This window comes from Chryseobacterium sp. PvR013 (assembly GCF_017833095.1).
In the GTDB taxonomy this organism is placed as follows: Bacteria; Bacteroidota; Bacteroidia; order Flavobacteriales; family Weeksellaceae; genus Chryseobacterium; species Chryseobacterium culicis_A.
The window spans coordinates 2,410,272-2,428,001 of record NZ_JAFIBT010000001.1 but is presented as its reverse complement, the minus strand read 5'-3'; the positions used below and the strand labels follow the sequence as shown (position 1 = coordinate 2,428,001).

Sequence of the window (17,730 nt, the reverse complement as noted above, 5' to 3'; positions counted from 1 at the left end):
AGGGATAAAAAAAGGAACTTTTAAAAAGTTCCCTGATTTGCTTCCAGAACAGCCTTCAGCTCAGCCCAGCCTCCGCCGTTATAACCGTCCTTTAATCCTTGAGCAGTAAGATAATCCAATGCTTTTCCGCTTCTGTTTCCACTTCTGCAGAATAAGATAACCGGCTTTTCAATAGATAGAATCTCATCTTGTCTATCTTCTACTTCACCTAAAGGAATATTCTTAGCACCATCTATATTACCGTCCATTTCAAGCTCCATTGGCTCGCGAACGTCAATTAATTCATAGTTTCCTGATTGTATTACTTCTATTAAAGACATAGTTGTTGGTTTTAAACATTAAATTAGAAACGAAATTACGCAATTTTTTTTTGAAAAAAATCCTAATGAAAACATAATTTTTCAGAAAAGAAGCTGGGTAGAAGTTATAGATCAGGGGAACTTCTGCCAAAATCAGAAGATTGATAAAATAATCTTAATTTTGCACTGTGAAATTATGAATGCAGCTGCTGAAAAATATTCCCAACTGATAAAGTCCAAGGCAAAAAGTTTTGGGTTTCAGAATTGTGGTATTTCCAAAGCTGATTTTCTGGAAGAAGAGGCTCCCCGCCTCGAAAAATGGCTCAAGAATAATTTTAATGGCGAAATGAAATACATGGAAAACCATTTCGACAAAAGACTTGATCCACGCCTTCTCGTAGAAGGTTCAAAATCTGTAATTTCACTTTCTTATAACTATTTTCCCGAAGAAAAAATTTCAATTCTGGAAAACTATAAGATTTCAAAATATGCTTATGCAGAGGATTATCATGAAGTAATCAAAGAAATTCTCCGTGAGATGGTAGCTGAGTTACAGGAAGAAATAGGAGAATTCGGATTCCGGGTTTTTGTAGATTCTGCACCGGTTCTGGAAAGAGCCTGGGCGAAAAAGTCAGGAATAGGCTGGGTAGGGAAAAATGCCAACCTCATTACCAAACAAAGCGGTTCTTTCTATTTTCTGGCTGAAATTATCTGTGATCTGGAACTTATCCCGGATCATGCGACGACAGATCACTGCGGAAGCTGCCGTAAATGTATTGAAGCATGTCCCACAGATGCTATCGTTTCTGAAAAAATTATTGATGGAAGCCGCTGCATCTCGTATGCAACCATAGAACTGAAGGATGAGATTCCCAGCCATTTTAAAGATAAAATGGAGGACTGGATGTTCGGTTGTGATATCTGCCAGGACGTATGCCCGTGGAATAGATTCTCAGCGCCTAACAAACAAAGCCGATTCCAGCCTAATGAAGCGTTAAAAAACTTCAAAAAAGGAGAATGGAAAGAAATCACTCAGGAAATTTTCTCAGAAATCTTCAGAAAATCACCTGTGAAACGCACCAAATTTGCAGGACTGAAAAGAAATATTGAGTTTTTACAGAAGTCTTCTGACTGATTTTTCTCTGAACTTTCGGTGACAATCCCTCCTTTGGAATTTTTTGTAGTTCCAAACTAAAGCTGATAATCGACCATTCCTTAAATTTTTCGCTTTAAGGAGGTGAAAATTTATTTCAATAAGTTTCTTGAAAAACCTTTCCTATAAAGAAAAATTGATTTCCAGGAGATTAAAATCTCACCGAAAATCAACGTTTTTTCTGTACTCTTTTAGGAGCTGTTTTTACTCTTACTTTAAATCTTTTTTGGGATTTAGTATTTTTACGCATATTTGTGAATATTTCGTAACTAAATATAGCCATTTTTTCGATTAAAACAAATACTTTTACTAAAAATTAAAGATTAAATTTTATTAAAAAACATGACTGTGAAATCGATATTAATGTATCTCCTGAAAGTGATAGGAATTATTTTAGGAATTGTGATTATTTATGTAATCCTCGGGCTGCTGATTCCCTATATTCCTGTTTCTGCAAAGGATGACGGACAGAAGAAGGAAATTCCCATCTACATTTATACCAACGGGGTACACACAGATATCGTAATGCCTGTGAAAAACGATCTGCAGGACTGGAGCCAGAAAATTCCTTTTGCCAATACAAAATCAAAAAAAACAGATTATCAGTATATCGGAATAGGATGGGGCGATAAAGGGTTCTATCTTGATACTCCAACCTGGGCAGATCTTAAGTTTTCGACAGCCGTAAAAGCCGCATTCTGGCTAAGCGATTCTGCCATGCATTGTACCTATTATAATACAATGAAAGAAGGAGATGACTGCAAAATGATTATGATCAGCAGAAGTCAGTATCAGAACTTAGTGAAATTTGTAGAAGATAAATTTGACAGAGATCAGAACGGAAACTTCATGTTAATCCCTACAAATGCGGTGTACAGTGACAACGATGCCTTTTATGATGCCAAAGGAACTTACAGTTTTCTTTACACCTGTAATACATGGTCAAATAATGCTTTAAAAGCAGCAGGACAGAAAGCTGCACTTTGGACACCTTCAGATTTTGGAATTTTTCAACACTATAAATAATACATGAAGAAGGGTTATCTGTTTCTCATCATCTTTTGGATAGGTTCATGTTCACAAGAAAGAAAAAATAATACAATAAGAACTGTTGAAACACCTGTAGTTGTAGAAAAGAAACCTGAAGCAGATCTTTCTAAACTAAAAATAAAAGCGGAAGAAGCGTTGGCGTTCTGTACTTCAAAGAACCTAAACAAAGATTTCTGTATCCTTATTGATATGAGCCTTCATTCAGGTGTTAACCGTTTTTTTGTTTGGGATTTTAAAAGTAATAAGATCTCAAAAAAATATCTGGTAGGCCATGGCTGCGGTTCCAATTCATGGAGTAAAGACAATTCTAAAGCGGATCCTGGATTTAGCAATGAAGACGGAAGTCATCTGTCTTCATTAGGGAAATATAAGCTTGAAGGAAGAGGGTACAGTGATTGGGGAATTAATATAAAATACCTGATGCACGGCCTTGAAGAAACCAATAGCAATGCTTTGAAAAGATTTATTGTCTTTCATTCCTGGAATCTGATGAGCGATCATGAAACTTTCCCGAATGGATCTCCTGAAGGATGGGGCTGTCCCACTGTTTCCAATAATGCGATGAAGGAAATTGATCCTATGATTCAGAAATCCGGAAAACCTGTATTAATGTGGATCTATAATTAAATCTTTGTCATACATTTGTTTCTTAACAGTCATGTAAACTGATTCCGTCTTATGAAACATACCCTTTTCCGTGAACAACAACTCAACTGTGATATAGAAACTGCATGGAAATTCTTTTCCTCAGCAAATAATCTTTCAGAGATCACCCCGAAAGATATGGGCTTTATTGTTTTAACGGAAATGGAAGATGATGAAATCTATGAAGGAATGCTCATCGACTATTATGTCTCTCCATTGTTGGGGATTAAAATGAAATGGCAGACCGAGATTACCCACGTTGATTTTCAGAAAAGCTTCATCGATTTTCAGAAAAAAGGGCCGTACAAATTATGGAATCATCATCATGAATTTATTCCCAATGCAGAAGGTGTTCTGATGAGAGATACTATAGATTATGAACTTCCTATGGGCTTTTTAGGTGAAATTGCTCACCGCCTTTTTGTCCGAAAGAAACTGGAGCATATTTTTGATTATCGATTCAGAGTACTTAGTAAACTATTTTAATCATTCAATAGGAACGGGCTTTAGCCCGTTAATAATAAACCAAACATCTGGCTTTAGCTAAAACTTTTAACGATTCTAGTTGGATTCCTATAGAATCACACACCACATGAATAGACTTAGCATCCTCTTTGTCACTCGAAGTAATCCAAATTCCAATTAATAGAATTATTAATCGATTGTTTAAGTTTTTTTAACAGTTCCAGGGCTGGATTTCCCGGTAGAAAACCCTATTTTTGCAGGATTATCGTTTTTACTGAAAAACTAATGTGTTCTGTTTGACATGGCAAGTCTGAGGTCATTTTTCTTATTCTATATCATACTGGTTTTTTCCCTTTTCAATTCGAATTGGGCAGAAAAATCGTTGCAGAATATTCCTCATGTTCCGCCTGTAACAAATATTCATGTTCTTGATGTTTACGAAGAGGCAGATATGAATACGCATGCATTGCCTGCTGCTGCTAAAATTGTAAAACATTCAGTTAAAAAAAATGATCCTGCAATAGCCGATTTTTCAGGAATTTTAAAAGTTATTCCAAAAGTTACGCTTCCTGAAATCGCAATTTCTATTATTTGTGGAGTTAAATCCTTTCTCCATCTCCTTCAGTTGTACTAGGCTTAAGTTATTGAATGCCAAATCATTTTAACGGAATTTTATAACTTAAACATTTAAAAATGTATTTTAAAACTGTAATAATTTGCCTTATGGCAACATTATTGGCTGTGTCATGCAGTAAAGACAAAGAAAAAAATAATCAGAAAGATAAAGAAGTTCCCATACTGGAAATCAAAGAAAAAGATACATTGGTGAGCAACCAGTTTGTGACTGATATCCAGGCTAAAAAAAATGTAGAAATGCGTTCGAGGATCGGAGGCATCATACAGCATATTTATGTAAATGAGGGACAATTTGTACATCAGGGGCAGGCTTTATTTAAAATCAATGATGCTGAACTACAGATGGAACTTCTGAAAGCAAACGCTGCATTGAAGCAGATGGAAGCAGATGTTCGTATAGCAGAAGTAGAGCTGAAGCAGATTCAGAGTCTTCACGCTAAAAAGTTTGTTGCCAATAACGAACTGGAAATGGTGAAAGCCAAACTGTCCTCTGCCAAAGCAAAACATGCATTTGCTGATGCAGAAAAGAGAACCGTTCTTCAGAAAATAAGCTTTACAAAAATTACAGCGCCTTTTGACGGAGTGATTGACGTAATTCCCCATAAAGACGGAAGTTTGGTGGAAAATGGAACCCTATTGACCACACTTTCCCAATTGAATGAAGTGTATGCCTATTTCTCTATTCCTGAAAACTTATATTTTGAGCTTTTGGCCAACGATAAAATCGGTAGTCATCAAAAGATTGAACTGACTCTTCCCAACGGGGTTAATTATCAGTTCAACGGAGCTTTAAAAACAGCAGAAGGAGAAATCGACAGAACCACAGGTTCCATCCGGTATAAAGTGCTTTTCCCAAATCCTGACCGTTTAATTAAACACGGAACTTCCGGGAAACTTATTATTTCTGAACAACAGAATAACGCGATTCTTATTCCGCAAAAATCTACCTTCTCCATTCAGGACAAGACTTATGTTTTTGTAGTGGATAAGCAGAATAAAGTGAAAATGACCAATATTAAGATCGGTACTACATTAAGAGATTCTTATATGGTGGAAAGTGGTCTTAAAAAAGGAGATTTAATCATTTATGAAGGGACTCAGTCTTTGAAAGATGGTGATATTATCAAAATCAAAAAGAAGTATTAACCTTTCATAATCTTTAAATCAATTAACTATGGTAGAAATGTTTATAAGACGAAAGGTTCTTTCGTTGGTTATTTCCATATTATTTGTTCTGCTGGGAATCATGGCTTTACTAAAGATGCCAATCACTCAGTTTCCGGATATTGTTCCCCCTTCAGTAACCGTTACTGCAAAATATACGGGAGCGAATGCTGAAGTATCTGCCAATGCGGTAGCCCTTCCTCTGGAACGTGCCATCAATGGAGTACCGGGGATGACTTATATGTCAACGGTAACTTCCAATGACGGTCTTACCCTTATCCAGGTTTTCTTTGAAGTAGGAACAGATCCTGATGTAGCAGCAGTAAACGTTCAGAACAGAGTGACCACTATTCTTGATGAGCTTCCTGAAGAGGTAATCAGAGCCGGTGTTACCACTGAAAAAGAGGTGAACAGCATGCTGATGTATCTCAATATCACAAGTGCTGATCCGAGTCAGGATGAGCAGTTCATTTATAACTTTACAGATATCAATGTTCTTCAGGAGCTGAAACGTATTGATGGAGTAGGGCGTGCGGAGATTATGGGACAGAAAGAATACTCCATGAGAGTATGGCTGGATCCACAGAAAATGGCGGCTTACAATATTTCTGCGGATGAAGTGATCACTTCCCTCCAAAAACAGAATATTTCCGCAGCACCCGGAAAAGTGGGTGAAACATCTGGAAAAACTTCCAGCCAGCTTCAGTATGTAATCAAATATAAAGGAAAGTTTTTTGAGCCTAAACAATATGAAGAAGTTCCCATCAGATCTGATGTGGACGGAACAATCTTAAAGCTTAAAGATATTGCGAAAGTTGAATTCGGTGCTATGAACTACGGAATGGTTTCCAAAACAGACGGAAGACCTTCTGCATCAATCATGATGAAGCAGCGCCCGGGTTCCAACGCTTCCGAAGTGATTGAAAGTGTAAAGGCAAAAATGGAAGAATTAAAAGTCACCTCTTTCCCTCCGGGAATGGAATATAACATGGCTTATGATGTTTCCAGATTCCTGGATGCTTCCATCAGTGCGGTATTGACAACCCTTATTGAAGCCTTTATTCTGGTAGGAATTGTAGTATTTATCTTCCTTCAGGACTGGCGTTCCACATTGATTCCTGTATTGGCTGTTCCGGTGGCATTGGTAGGAACTTTTGCTTTCATGAATATGCTGGATTTCTCGGTTAACCTTTTAACGCTGTTTGCCCTGGTGCTTGCGATAGGTATTGTAGTGGATAATGCTATTGTCGTCGTTGAAGCCGTCCACGTTAAAATGGAAGAAGGAATTAATGCCATGGATGCCACCATCAGCGCAACCAAAGAAATTGCAGGAGCGGTAGTGGCTATTACCATTGTGATGTCTGCGGTATTTATTCCTGTGGCGTTCCTTGATGGTCCGGTAGGCGTATTTTATCGTCAGTTTTCATTGACACTGGCAATCAGTATTGTGATTTCCGGAGTGAATGCATTGACGTTAACTCCAGCGCTTTGTGCAATTATTTTAAAACCTCACAATCATGATAAGAAGAAAACAATCATCGACAGAGCTTTCCAGAGTTTCAATACAGGCTTTGAAAGACTGACAAATGGCTATGTGGGAATCTTAACAAAGTTCGCAACAAGAACTACCGTAACTTTTGGACTGTTATTTTTATTTGTCGGACTTACTTTTGTGACCAGTAAATTCCTGCCAACCGGATTTATTCCCATGGAAGATCAGGGAATGGTATACGTAAGTGTGACTACTCCACAGGGAGCAACAGTAGAAAGAACAGAAAAAGTGCTGGATGAAGTGACGGTTATTGCCAAAAAAATTAAAGGCGTAGAAAATGTGACCACTCTTGCCGGGTACAGTATTGTAACAGAAATTGCAGGTTCATCCTACGGAATGGCGATGATCAATCTTAAAGACTGGAAAGAAAGAAATATTTCTGTCAATGATCTCATTACAGAACTATCAGATAAAACAAAGAGCATTGCAGATGCACAAATTGAAATTTTTGCACCGCCAACTGTGCCTGGTTTCGGTAATACCAGCGGTTTTGAATTACGTTTGTTAGACAGAACCGGAGGAACGATCGAAAATACCGATAAGATCACTAAAGATTTTGTGAAAAAACTGAATGATGCTCCGGAGCTGCAGAATAACTTCACCAGCTTTGATGCTACTTTCCCACAGTACATGATCAATGTAGATTATGATATGGCTGCAAAGAAAGGTGTATCGGTAGATAATGCGATGTCCACGTTGCAGACCATGCTGGGATCTTATTACGCCACGAATTTTATCCGTTTCAGCCAGATGTATAAGGTGATGGTACAGGCAAGTCCTGAACACAGAGACACTCCTGAGAGTATTCTGAATTTATATTTAAAAAATGACAAGGGTGAAATGGTTCCCTTCTCCACATTCATCACTATTGAAAAAGTATACGGACCTGAAGTACTGACAAGGTATAATATGTATATGTCTGCTATGATCAATGGAGAGCCTGCAGATGGCTACAGCTCAGGAGATGCTATTGCAGCTGTAGAACGTTTGGCCAAAGAAACACTGCCCAGAGGATTTGATATTGAATGGTCGGGGATGACAAGAGAAGAGATTTTATCAGGAAACCAGACTGTTTATATCTTCGCAATCTGTCTTTTATTCGTCTATCTTTTATTGGCGGCACAATACGAAAGTTTCCTTCTTCCAATGCCTGTATTATTAAGTCTTCCGACAGGAATCTTCGGTTCTTATATCGCTTTGGTACTGATGGGATTGGATAATAATATTTATGCACAGGTAGCATTGGTCATGCTGATTGGTCTTTTAGCCAAAAATGCTATTCTGATTGTAGAATTTGCAGTGGCAAGAAATAAGCAGGGATTTGATATCATTCCGGCAGCTATTGAAGGCGCGAGACAACGTCTGAGACCCATTCTGATGACTTCTTTTGCATTTGTGGCAGGACTTATTCCGTTATGTATTGCATCTGGTGCGGGTGCGATAGGAAACCGTTCCATTGGTACAGCGGCGGCAGGAGGAATGCTGATTGGAACCATCTTCGGATTAGTAGTCATTCCGGGGCTCTATATATTCTTTGCAAAACTTGAAAATAAGAAGAAAGATGAAAAGATTAAATCATAGAAATATAATATACGGAATAGCCTCACTAAGCCTTATTTCATGCGCTGTTCCCAAAGTAACAGAGCTCAAAAAAGCTCAGGAATTCCCCAATGAAATCATCAGAAACGATAAAAATAAAAATCCGGATGAATTTCAGCAGATTAACCTGAAGGCTTACTTTACAGATCCGCAGCTGCTGGAACTTTTTGATAAAGTAGTTCAGGCAAACCCGGATTTCCAGATTGCCCAGCAGAGAGTGGAAATTGCCAATAGTTTCCTTCAAAGATCAAAGATGGATCTGCTGCCTTCCCTTGAGGTGGGAGTAGAAGCTTCTGGTAACCGCTACGGAAAATATACGATGGAAGGAGTGGGAAACTATGATACGAATCTCTCACCCAATATTACGGAAAATCAGAAAATCAACAGAGATTTTACCCCGAATTACTGGCTGGGAGCAAGAAGCAGCTGGGAAATTGATGCCTGGGGAAAACTGAAAAATAAAAAAATCGCTGCCCAGAAGAAATATCTGGCTTCCACAGAAGGATTAAGGCTGCTGCAGGTGGAGCTTTTCACTGATATTGCCAATCTATATTATCAGTTGGTAGCCTTAGACAACCGTCTTGCCATTTATCAGAAGAATTATAAGCTTCAGCAAAGAGCTTTTGAGATTGTTCTGGCACAACGTGAAGTAGGAAAAGCTACGGAATTGGCGGTGCAGCAGTTCAAGGCACAAAATAACAACTGGCTGGCAGAAATTGAACACATCAGAGTAGAAATCGTTACGGTAGAACAGGCGATCACTACTTTGACAGGAAGCTATGGTGGAGAGGTAAAGCGCGGCAAAATATTAATGCCTACCAATATGGAAGTGTTGAATAAAGCCATTAATGTGGAAAATGTGATCCACTCCAGACCGGATGTTGCAGCTAATTATTATGTTCTAGAAGCTTCTCAGGCTGATGCGAAGGCTGCAAGAGCTGCTTTTTATCCAAAGATTGATCTGGGGGCCGGTTTCGGGCTGAATTCTTTTTCTGTGGAAACATTCTTTAAACCAAGCTCACTGGCAGGGCAGTTGTTAGGAGGATTGATGGTTCCGGTTTTCAATAAAGGACAGCTGAAATATGAATTTAAAGTAGCGAGCAAAGAGCAGGAAATCGCTTTTTTGAATTATCAGAAAAGTATTACGACTGCTTTTAATGAACTTCAGTCTATTTTGAAACAGACGAAGATCTATGAACGTGTTTTGAAACTGAAATCAGAAGAGGTAGGCTTTCTTGACCGTGGTGTTGAGGTTTCCAATGATTTGTATCTGACAGGTTACGCGAACTATTTTGAATTGATTAATTCTCAAAAAAGCAAATTAACGGCTGAACTGGATTTACTGCAGTTTCAGCATCAGAATACCAGAAATAACGTCCTGCTGTTTAAAGCACTGGGCGGGAAACTGGATTAATTTTTACTTTTTTTACGATGAAGAAGCTGTCTTTTAGGCAGCTTCTTTTATAGTATAATCAGATTTTACGGATTCCCGTAATGATAATTGAAATAATTCCAGGATCTTGCGTAAGAATCCAACTTTTACAAGTTGAGTTAACTTTTTTTATATGTCCCCAAAAAAAGAGACTGCCTGAAGGGCAGTCTCTTTGTATATGGTTTAAAATGTATCTACTTATCCTGCAGAAACATTTTATAAGTACCTATTATTTAACAAGCTGAATTTCAACAGCAGAAAATCCTTTAGGAGATTTCTCTTTTTCGAAAGATACTTTGTTCCCTTTTTTCACAGGCTCTGCACAGTTGTTGTTGTGGAAGAAGATATTTTCTTTGTTATTATCTTCAGTAATGAAGCCATATCCTTTTTCACTCAGGAAAGTAACAATTCCTGTTTTTCTTGGATCTTCTTCAATAATAGGTGCAGCACCCAATTGAATATCATCAAGGTTTACTTCCTGTCTTTGTTCAGGTGGAGTAGAAGTTAATCTTCCGAATTCGTCTACATACATGAAGACATCCTCCGCTCCTTTGTTGTTGTTCGTTTTACGTTCTTCGCGTCTTAGCGCCTTTTCTTTTTGCTTTTGAATTTTTTTCTTGAAATTTTCCTTTTTAGAAAAAGAATCTGCCATAAATTATTTTTAGTATTTAGTTTCTATAAATTAATTGGTTCAATCTGATCTGTTTTAGACCCTATAAAGCCTGGCTATGTTTTCTGTTTTGGATCATCCCAATCATACAGAGCTTTAAAATTCCGACAAGTATTGTTCTTAATAGAAGAATAAAAGTTAAAAAGATGGCTGCTCAAAAGGCAAAGACTGAATAAAAATATTCGGGTCGTTACAGAAAACAAAGTAGAGACTTGGTTTATAATGTACAAATATACAACAATAAAATGAATAATCAGGTTTTAAATGATTGATTATCAGAAATGGTTTTGCAGGATATGTTATGATCTGAGTGTAAGAGTATCAGGAAAGCGGTAATAATCCTATAAAAAATCCCCAGAAAACTGAGGATTATAAAAAAATATATTAAAAATGAAGTGGTGGTGCGTGATACGGGAGGAACGTATCAAATGTTATGCCTAAAATTGATGTGATTTTGGGAATTATACAAAAGTGTTTAACTAAAAAGGTTGGTCTCAAGGCGTATCTGGCTGGTAAATAGCATTCTATTGAGAAGCTATTGTTTACATAAAAAATAATAAATATTTCACCTTCAGTAGGAAATCCGAAATCAAAAAATCCCGAAAATTTCACCATGTTGTGGCCATTTTTATTATTCATCTTTGTCTCATTAACATTTAAATATAAAAAAACATGTCAACACAAAATGTAAAAGGGAAAGTTGTTTTAATTGCCGGAGGTGGTAAAAATTTAGGCGGATTATTAAGCAGGGATTTTGCAGCAAAAGGGGCAAAGCTGGCCATCCACTACAACAGTGAAAGCTCAAAAGCAGAAAGTGAAAAAACACTGGCTGAAGTACAGGCATTGGGAGCTGAAGCATTTCTATTCCAGGGTGACCTTACCAAAGTAGACCATATTACAAAGTTCTTTGAGGAAACGATTTCCCGTTTCGGAGGAATTGATATTGCAATCAATACCGTGGGAATGGTACTGAAAAAGCCATTTTCGGAGACTACAGAAGCAGAATATGATACCATGTTCAATGTCAATTCAAAATCTGCCTACTTCTTTTTGCAGGAAGCGGGTAAAAAGCTGAACGATCACGGGAAGATCTGTACCATAGTTACTTCATTGCTGGCGGCTTATACTGGACTGTATTCCACATATGCAGGAGCAAAAGCACCGGTAGAACATTTTACAAGAGCAGCTTCCAAAGAATTTGGAAACAGAGGAATTTCGGTAACCGCAGTAGCACCCGGTCCCATGGATACTCCTTTTTTCTATGGACAGGAAACCGATGATGCGGTAGCATATCATAAATCAGCATCAGCACTCGGAGGGCTAACGGATATTAAGGATATTGCTCCATTGGTAGAATTTCTGGTAACAGATGGTTGGTGGATCACAGGACAGACGATATTTGCTAACGGTGGATATACAACGAGATAGCGTATTGTAGAATCTATTAAAAAAGAAACTCACTGAAAAATAGCTTTCAGTGAGTTTTTTATGGTAAGACAAAGGAAAAAATTAAGTTGTTTTAATCTTTCCTTTCTCCAATATACTTTTAATGATAAAGAATAATCCAAGAAGAACAAATGGAATGCTCAGAAGCTGCCCCATATTCAAAATCATTCCGTGCTCAAATTCTACCTGATCCACCTTGATAAATTCAATCAGAATTCTCATAATAAAGATGAGCAGAATACTGATCCCAAAATAAAACCCTTTTCCGATTTTAAAAATATCTTTCCTATAAATAAGGTAAATAAATAAGAAAATAAGGGCATAAGAGATGGCTTCATACAGTTGTGCCGGATGTCTTGGAAGATCATCTACCTGACGGAAGATAAACGCCCATGGAACATCAGTAGGAACTCCGATGATTTCAGAATTCATCAGATTAGCCAGCCTGATGAAGGTTCCTCCCAACGGAAGTACAATTGCTATAGCATCCAGAACCGTCATAAACGGAATAGAAAATTTTCTCGCATATAAAAGAAGCATAATCACCAGACCGATACCACCACCATGGCTGGCAAGACCTGCAAATCCTGTAAAATGATAAACTCCGTCCGGTCCTTTCTGAATTGGTAAAAATACTTCAAGCGGATGTTGTAAATAATAATCAAAATCATAAAAAAGACAGTGTCCCAGCCTCGCACCCACCAAAATTCCTATAAGCGCATAGGAAAATAAAGCTTCATGTGCTTGTGTACTGAGGCCTTCTTTTTTATAAATACGTTTTAAAATATTTAGTGATAAAACAAGTCCTGTAAGAAATAATAATCCGTAATATTTTATAGGAAGTCCTAGGATATTGACGATTTCGGGATTGATATCCCAGTTGATATATAATAAATTCATTGTTGCAAAGATAAGAAAATAGGAATTTCCGGACAGAATGGGGTGGGTTTGTGGTTTTTTACTTTGATTTTTAAGGTGTTACAAATTGTTTGAGAACCCCTATCCGAAATAAGAATCAATATAATTTAAAATGATTCTTGATGAAATATTGGGTAACTTTAGTGTACCACCAAAATAAAAGTTATGCATCATCAGCTGGAGAAACATTATGTAAACAGAGTAGGCTGGCTTCGGGCAGCAGTATTGGGAGCGAATGACGGGTTGTTATCCACTACAAGTATCGTCATAGGAGTTGCAGCAGCAGAACCGGATCGGCATATGATTATTCTTGCAGCACTGGCGGGTATGATTGCCGGGGCAATGTCTATGGCAGCCGGTGAATATGTTTCCGTAAGTTCACAGGAAGATACAGAGAAAGCAGATTTGATCCGTGAAAAACGTGAGCTTGAACAAATGCCGGAGGTAGAACTTAGAGAATTGGCCAAAGTGTATGAAAAAAGAGGCTGTACCAAAGAAACAGCGATGCAGGTAGCTATTGAACTTACAGAACACGATGCACTGGGAGCACATGCCCGTGATGAACTGGGGATTAATGAGATAACACAAGCCAAACCTTTACAGGCAGCAATGGCTTCTTTCGGTTCATTTGCTGTAGGAGCTTTATTGCCATTTACCGTTTCTCTTTTGGCTCCAATTAAACAGATGGTGTACTTCCAATATGGGTTCTCCATCATATTCTTGATGCTTTTAGGAGCAATTTCAGCCAGGGCGGGAGGTTCAGGTATCAAAATAGCCGTATTGAGGATCTGTTTCTGGGGAACAGTGGCCATGGGAATTACCGCGTTAGTGGGAAGGCTTTTTGGAGTGAGTGTAGCATAAATCTTACTTATACATGAATAATTGTTAGGCAGTTATTAAGTATGGGTTGCAATTCCGTATTGCTTATACATTCATCTGGACAAGAATTTTTGATGACTTGGTTTTTCTTATTGATTTTCCGTTGTTTATTTTTAATGGTGTATATGTAATGTATGCTGGGTACATATTTGATGTATTGTTTTTCTTGTGTAAGGCTTGTTTTGTGTTTAGTTTTGACGAATCGAATTAGAATTATCGATTTCGATATTGTTATTATAATGCTTGAATAAAAACCTCTGATAATCAAAAGATTACAGGGTTTTTTTGTAGCATGGAACAGGTGCTTTATTCTTGTTTTTACAAATACCTTCAATGCTGTATTTTTAAACAGATGGGCTTTAAAAAGTAATGGAGAATTCCTTTTCATATATTCCTTCTTTTATACTTTTATGGATTTTTTATTTGTCTCTACATTAGCGGTGCAGGTTTGATGTATAACTGTCGTATTTATGATGTATCCTGATTTTGTTTTGCCTATTGGTTTGTGATTAATTTTGTCAAATCAAATGAATGTAAACAATAAAACTTTTTATGTATGAAAAAAAAACTATTACCATTGGCGATAGTTTTGCTGGGTTTTTGCAAAGCGTATTCGCAGATGGGTATTAATACGGCAAGTCCTGCTGCTACGCTGGATATCAATGCCAAAAAGGCTACCGGCACTTCTACCAGTGTAGACGGAGTTCTGATTACCCGGCTGGACCGGCAGAGAGCCCAAAGTATGACAGGAGTTCCTGCTTCCACTTTAATCTATGTCAACAGTATAGCTACCGGATCACAAGCGGGAACAGCAGTCAATATAGATGCTGTAGGGTACTACTACTATGACGGAACAGCGTGGGTAAAGCTGCATAATCCCACCAATGCAACAGCGGGTAATATCTACAATACAGATGGTACCCTTACAGGCAACAGAACAGTAACTCAAGGAGCTAACACCCTGGCATTCACGGGGACCCAAGCCAATGCATTTTCGGTAGATGGTGCTACCTTTTCGGTAGATGCAGCCAATGACCGTATAGGAGTGGGGACAACGACGCCCAATACTAAACTTACAGTGAGTACACCTGATGGTAGTTATGGGTTCAGTCATACCAATGGTACAGTAGATCTTAAGTCACATATAGGAGCAGGCATTGTTTCTTTTGGGAGTACTACTAATAACGATCTGAGATTGATGACCAATAACTTTCATAGATTGTCTATTACCTCAGCGGGAGATGTTGGGATTGGTACAAACGCGCCCAATACTAAACTTACGGTGAGTACACCTGATGGTAATTATGGGTTCAGTCATACCAATGGTACAGTAGATCTTAAGTCACATATAGGAGCAGGCATTGTTTCTTTTGGGAGTACTACTAATAACGATCTGAGATTGATGACCAATAACATTCATAGATTGTCTATCACTTCAGCGGGAGATGTTGGGATTGGTACAAACGCGCCCAATACTAAACTTACGGTGAGTACACCTGATAATAATTTTGGGTTCAGTCATACCAATGGTACAGCAGTTCTTACGTCATATATTGGTTCAGGCATTGGTTCTTTTGGGACTACTACTAATAACGATCTGAGATTGATGACCAATAACTTTCCTAGATTGTCTATTACCCCAGGGGGAAATGTTGGGGTTAACACATCAACCCCTCAAGAGGCGCTGCATGTTAACGGATCAGTTCAGGTGACCGGGGAAATTAAAGTCGGAGGGACTGCAACCACAGCCGGATCAGCCGGACTGAGCAATCAGGTTTTAGTATCACAGGGTGCAGGAAGCCCGGCGGTCTGGAAAGATCTTAGTGCTGTAACGGGGCCTGTCAATTTACTGACATCATTTAGTGAATTTGTAACGAATAACGTTACGTTCACTTTAAGCACGGAAAATGGTCCAACTCTCATACTAGGTGCTAAAAATGGATTAAAGGTAAGCAGCCCTAATAATATTGTTGTGATATATGTTGACATAGATGCTTATGTCTATGGTTTATCCACTTCAGCTGGAATAGGCTACGAATTTAAAACTAATATAACGAATTCAGCAGGTACAGAAATTGGTCTTTCTAATAGCGGAGCCATAGGAATGGATGGAACTAATTTTACTGATACGAGAAAAGCCAATTTCAGATCTTATGTCTTTAGAAATGTGCCTGTCGGGACTTTTAACGTAGGAGTATTTGCTAGAAGAGGACCTCATAATAACTATAATGGAACTACCAGTGGTAATAATGATCTGACTTTTTTACCAGGAAATGTGCATATTTATGTATATGAGAAAAACTAGATTTTATAAATAAATACTATAGTCTGCGGCTGGCAAATAATAATTTTCATTGGCCGGCCGCAATACTGATCCACTTTTGGAGTTGATCCGAATTGATAAATTAAAAATATAAAATAGCCCCATTTAACTCTCATGAAAAACAAAAACCTCTGATAATCAAAAGATTTCAGAGGTTTTTTTGTACCCATAAACGAAGAGATATCGAAACATTTAGTGGAAGATTTAGAAAGAATCGTAGAATTAAATAATCCTTTAATGTGACCAAGACGAGCGTATCTTCAAACACTTTTATTGATGATTTGGTTCGACTGAGCCAAATTAAACAAGGATTACAAAAATCATGATGTCCCTGATTTATAACTCGGCGACGTTCAAGAGGGATTTTCAAAGTCAATTCGCTAAGCTCTTAATAATGGCTGTTAAAAAAGGTTGGAAGTAATACGGAATATAACCGAAAGAAGTTTAAAATAGAACAGAAAGTACATTTGTGCTTTTGCCAACGTTGAAAAGCCTTGTTTTATTACACATTGAATATTTGTATGTATCTGTAAAAATCAAAAATATTTCAGTAAAAGTTTAAAGCCTGTAACTCACTTAATTTTTAAATTTGTATTTTACAATTGATAATCATTTGAAGAAAAGGTACAATATAAAAGAGTTTCTTGAATATACCAATATCAGCGGTTTTAAGAACAATCACATCCATTTGGTTGAATATCATAAGCAAAAGGAGATGCGTAGAAAATCGGCTCCTATTGAGCTTGACTTCTATTTTTTGGCAATCAAGTTAAACTTTGATAAAGACAAGAATTTTGGTCAGACAATATTCGACCAGGCGGATGCCTTTGTCTATCTCGACCAACCCGGAGATTTTTTGCAATGGGATATAGAGCATCAAATTTCAGGGTATCATATTTTGATTGATGCTGGACTATTCAGGAAGATTGCCAAAGAATACAGTTTTACTTATTACGGCAATCACGAAGGACTTTTTATCACGAAAGAAGAAGAGAAAACCATTACCGACCTTTTTCGAAAGGCATTGAAAGAGTTTGAAGGCAATGAGAATTTTTCAAAAGATATTGTAATTTCTTATGCTTCGCTTATTCTTTCCTATATCCAAAAATTTTACAGCAGGCAGTTTGATACACGAGAGGAATTATACAACACTACTGTATCTGATTTTTACAAAAATCTCGAAGCATATTATGACAATGAACAGAATGCCCTGAAAATGCCCTCAGTTTCCTACTTTTCGGATATAGCTAATCTGTCTTCTAACTATTTTGGCGACCTCATTAAGCACTACACAGGTCGCTCGCCACAGGAGCATATACATCAGCTGCTCATACAGATTGCGAAGAACAAATTACGGACAACCTCATTAAGTATCAGTGAGATAGCTTTTAGTTTAGGGTTTGAATATCCTTCCTATTTCGCTACGTTTTTCAAAAAGGAAACAGGCATTTCTCCAAGTGTTTTCCGAAATCAGTAAATAGTTAAAGTCTTCCCGTAAT

At 37.7% G+C, this 17,730-nt stretch carries 15 protein-coding genes; 12 read left to right on the top strand and 3 right to left on the bottom strand.

Features of this window, described 5'->3' with window-relative positions:
• Positions 1–20 precede the first annotated feature (20 nt).
• Positions 21–320 carry a rhodanese-like domain-containing protein gene (locus JOE44_RS10915; RefSeq protein WP_126653957.1) on the bottom strand — a complete coding sequence of 100 codons (300 nt, stop codon included), beginning with the start codon at positions 318–320 and terminating at the stop codon, positions 21–23.
• Positions 321–495: 175 nt separating this feature from the next.
• Between JOE44_RS10915 and queG the strand changes: the two genes are divergently transcribed.
• The 8 genes from queG (at position 496) to JOE44_RS10875 (ending at position 9,977) form a co-directional block, all read left to right on the top strand.
• Positions 496–1,434: a tRNA epoxyqueuosine(34) reductase QueG gene (gene queG / locus JOE44_RS10910; protein ID WP_209789168.1), complete on the top strand. Its 939-nt coding sequence runs from the start codon at positions 496–498 to the stop codon at positions 1,432–1,434.
• Between the two features lie 360 nt (positions 1,435–1,794).
• The gene (locus JOE44_RS10905) at positions 1,795–2,478 is read left to right on the top strand and encodes a TIGR02117 family protein (protein ID WP_209785602.1); all 684 of its coding nucleotides are present in this window, start codon (positions 1,795–1,797) and stop codon (positions 2,476–2,478) included.
• Between the two features lie 3 nt (positions 2,479–2,481).
• Positions 2,482–3,129, top strand: a complete 648-nt coding sequence (locus tag JOE44_RS10900) for a murein L,D-transpeptidase catalytic domain-containing protein (protein ID WP_209785601.1) — start codon at positions 2,482–2,484, stop codon at positions 3,127–3,129.
• A gap of 51 nt (positions 3,130–3,180) precedes the next feature.
• Complete coding sequence (locus tag JOE44_RS10895; protein WP_209785600.1) at positions 3,181–3,633, top strand: SRPBCC family protein; 453 nt, start codon at positions 3,181–3,183, stop codon at positions 3,631–3,633.
• Between the two features lie 280 nt (positions 3,634–3,913).
• Positions 3,914–4,246, top strand: coding sequence for a hypothetical protein (locus JOE44_RS10890; RefSeq protein ID WP_209785599.1), 333 nt, complete (start codon positions 3,914–3,916; stop codon positions 4,244–4,246).
• 89 nt (positions 4,247–4,335) lie between these two features.
• Positions 4,336–5,394 carry an efflux RND transporter periplasmic adaptor subunit gene (locus tag JOE44_RS10885; protein WP_245169758.1) on the top strand — a complete coding sequence of 353 codons (1,059 nt, stop codon included), beginning with the start codon at positions 4,336–4,338 and terminating at the stop codon, positions 5,392–5,394.
• 28 nt (positions 5,395–5,422) lie between these two features.
• Positions 5,423–8,545 carry an efflux RND transporter permease subunit gene (locus JOE44_RS10880; RefSeq protein ID WP_209785597.1) on the top strand — a complete coding sequence of 1,041 codons (3,123 nt, stop codon included), beginning with the start codon at positions 5,423–5,425 and terminating at the stop codon, positions 8,543–8,545.
• Positions 8,526–9,977 (top strand): TolC family protein, encoded by a 1,452-nt coding sequence (locus tag JOE44_RS10875; RefSeq protein ID WP_209785596.1) that lies wholly within the window; start codon positions 8,526–8,528, stop codon positions 9,975–9,977. The genes JOE44_RS10880 and JOE44_RS10875 overlap by 20 nt, the downstream gene beginning before the upstream one ends.
• 247 nt (positions 9,978–10,224) lie before the next feature.
• Here JOE44_RS10875 and JOE44_RS10870 read toward each other — a convergent pair whose 3' ends face one another.
• A complete protein-coding gene (locus JOE44_RS10870) occupies positions 10,225–10,647 on the bottom strand; it encodes a cold shock domain-containing protein (protein ID WP_105683902.1) in 423 nt (140 codons plus the stop codon).
• A 690-nt stretch (positions 10,648–11,337) separates the two neighbouring features.
• Between JOE44_RS10870 and JOE44_RS10865 the strand changes: the two genes are divergently transcribed.
• Entirely contained in the window at positions 11,338–12,093 is a 756-nt protein-coding gene (locus JOE44_RS10865) for an SDR family oxidoreductase (RefSeq protein WP_209785595.1), read from the top strand.
• Positions 12,094–12,174: 81 nt separating this feature from the next.
• Here the strand turns inward: JOE44_RS10865 and lgt are convergent, their stop codons facing one another.
• Positions 12,175–13,011, bottom strand: a complete 837-nt coding sequence (gene lgt, locus JOE44_RS10860; RefSeq protein ID WP_209785594.1) for a prolipoprotein diacylglyceryl transferase — start codon at positions 13,009–13,011, stop codon at positions 12,175–12,177.
• Between the two features lie 183 nt (positions 13,012–13,194).
• Between lgt and JOE44_RS10855 the strand changes: the two genes are divergently transcribed.
• The 3 genes from JOE44_RS10855 (at position 13,195) to JOE44_RS10845 (ending at position 17,708) form a co-directional block, all read left to right on the top strand.
• On the top strand, positions 13,195–13,890 hold the full coding sequence (locus JOE44_RS10855) for a VIT family protein (protein WP_209785593.1): 696 nt from the start codon (positions 13,195–13,197) through the stop codon (positions 13,888–13,890).
• 574 nt (positions 13,891–14,464) lie between these two features.
• Positions 14,465–16,213 carry a hypothetical protein gene (locus JOE44_RS10850; RefSeq protein ID WP_209785592.1) on the top strand — a complete coding sequence of 583 codons (1,749 nt, stop codon included), beginning with the start codon at positions 14,465–14,467 and terminating at the stop codon, positions 16,211–16,213.
• A gap of 631 nt (positions 16,214–16,844) precedes the next feature.
• Positions 16,845–17,708, top strand: coding sequence for a helix-turn-helix domain-containing protein (locus JOE44_RS10845; RefSeq protein ID WP_041461538.1), 864 nt, complete (start codon positions 16,845–16,847; stop codon positions 17,706–17,708).
• Positions 17,709–17,730 lie beyond the last annotated feature (22 nt).

Bases quoted from the DNA above. Each gene is read 5' to 3' on its own strand.
- JOE44_RS10915 (WP_126653957.1), bottom strand. From the start codon at position 320: ATGTCTTTAATAGAAGTAATACAATCAGGAAACTATGAATTAATTGAC.
- queG (WP_209789168.1), top strand. From the start codon at position 496: ATGAATGCAGCTGCTGAAAAATATTCCCAACTGATAAAGTCCAAGGCA.
- JOE44_RS10905 (WP_209785602.1), top strand. From the start codon at position 1,795: ATGACTGTGAAATCGATATTAATGTATCTCCTGAAAGTGATAGGAATT.
- JOE44_RS10900 (WP_209785601.1), top strand. From the start codon at position 2,482: ATGAAGAAGGGTTATCTGTTTCTCATCATCTTTTGGATAGGTTCATGT.
- JOE44_RS10895 (WP_209785600.1), top strand. From the start codon at position 3,181: ATGAAACATACCCTTTTCCGTGAACAACAACTCAACTGTGATATAGAA.
- JOE44_RS10890 (WP_209785599.1), top strand. From the start codon at position 3,914: ATGGCAAGTCTGAGGTCATTTTTCTTATTCTATATCATACTGGTTTTT.
- JOE44_RS10885 (WP_245169758.1), top strand. From the start codon at position 4,336: ATGGCAACATTATTGGCTGTGTCATGCAGTAAAGACAAAGAAAAAAAT.
- JOE44_RS10880 (WP_209785597.1), top strand. From the start codon at position 5,423: ATGGTAGAAATGTTTATAAGACGAAAGGTTCTTTCGTTGGTTATTTCC.
- JOE44_RS10875 (WP_209785596.1), top strand. From the start codon at position 8,526: ATGAAAAGATTAAATCATAGAAATATAATATACGGAATAGCCTCACTA.
- JOE44_RS10870 (WP_105683902.1), bottom strand. From the start codon at position 10,647: ATGGCAGATTCTTTTTCTAAAAAGGAAAATTTCAAGAAAAAAATTCAA.
- JOE44_RS10865 (WP_209785595.1), top strand. From the start codon at position 11,338: ATGTCAACACAAAATGTAAAAGGGAAAGTTGTTTTAATTGCCGGAGGT.
- lgt (WP_209785594.1), bottom strand. From the start codon at position 13,011: ATGAATTTATTATATATCAACTGGGATATCAATCCCGAAATCGTCAAT.
- JOE44_RS10855 (WP_209785593.1), top strand. From the start codon at position 13,195: ATGCATCATCAGCTGGAGAAACATTATGTAAACAGAGTAGGCTGGCTT.
- JOE44_RS10850 (WP_209785592.1), top strand. From the start codon at position 14,465: ATGAAAAAAAAACTATTACCATTGGCGATAGTTTTGCTGGGTTTTTGC.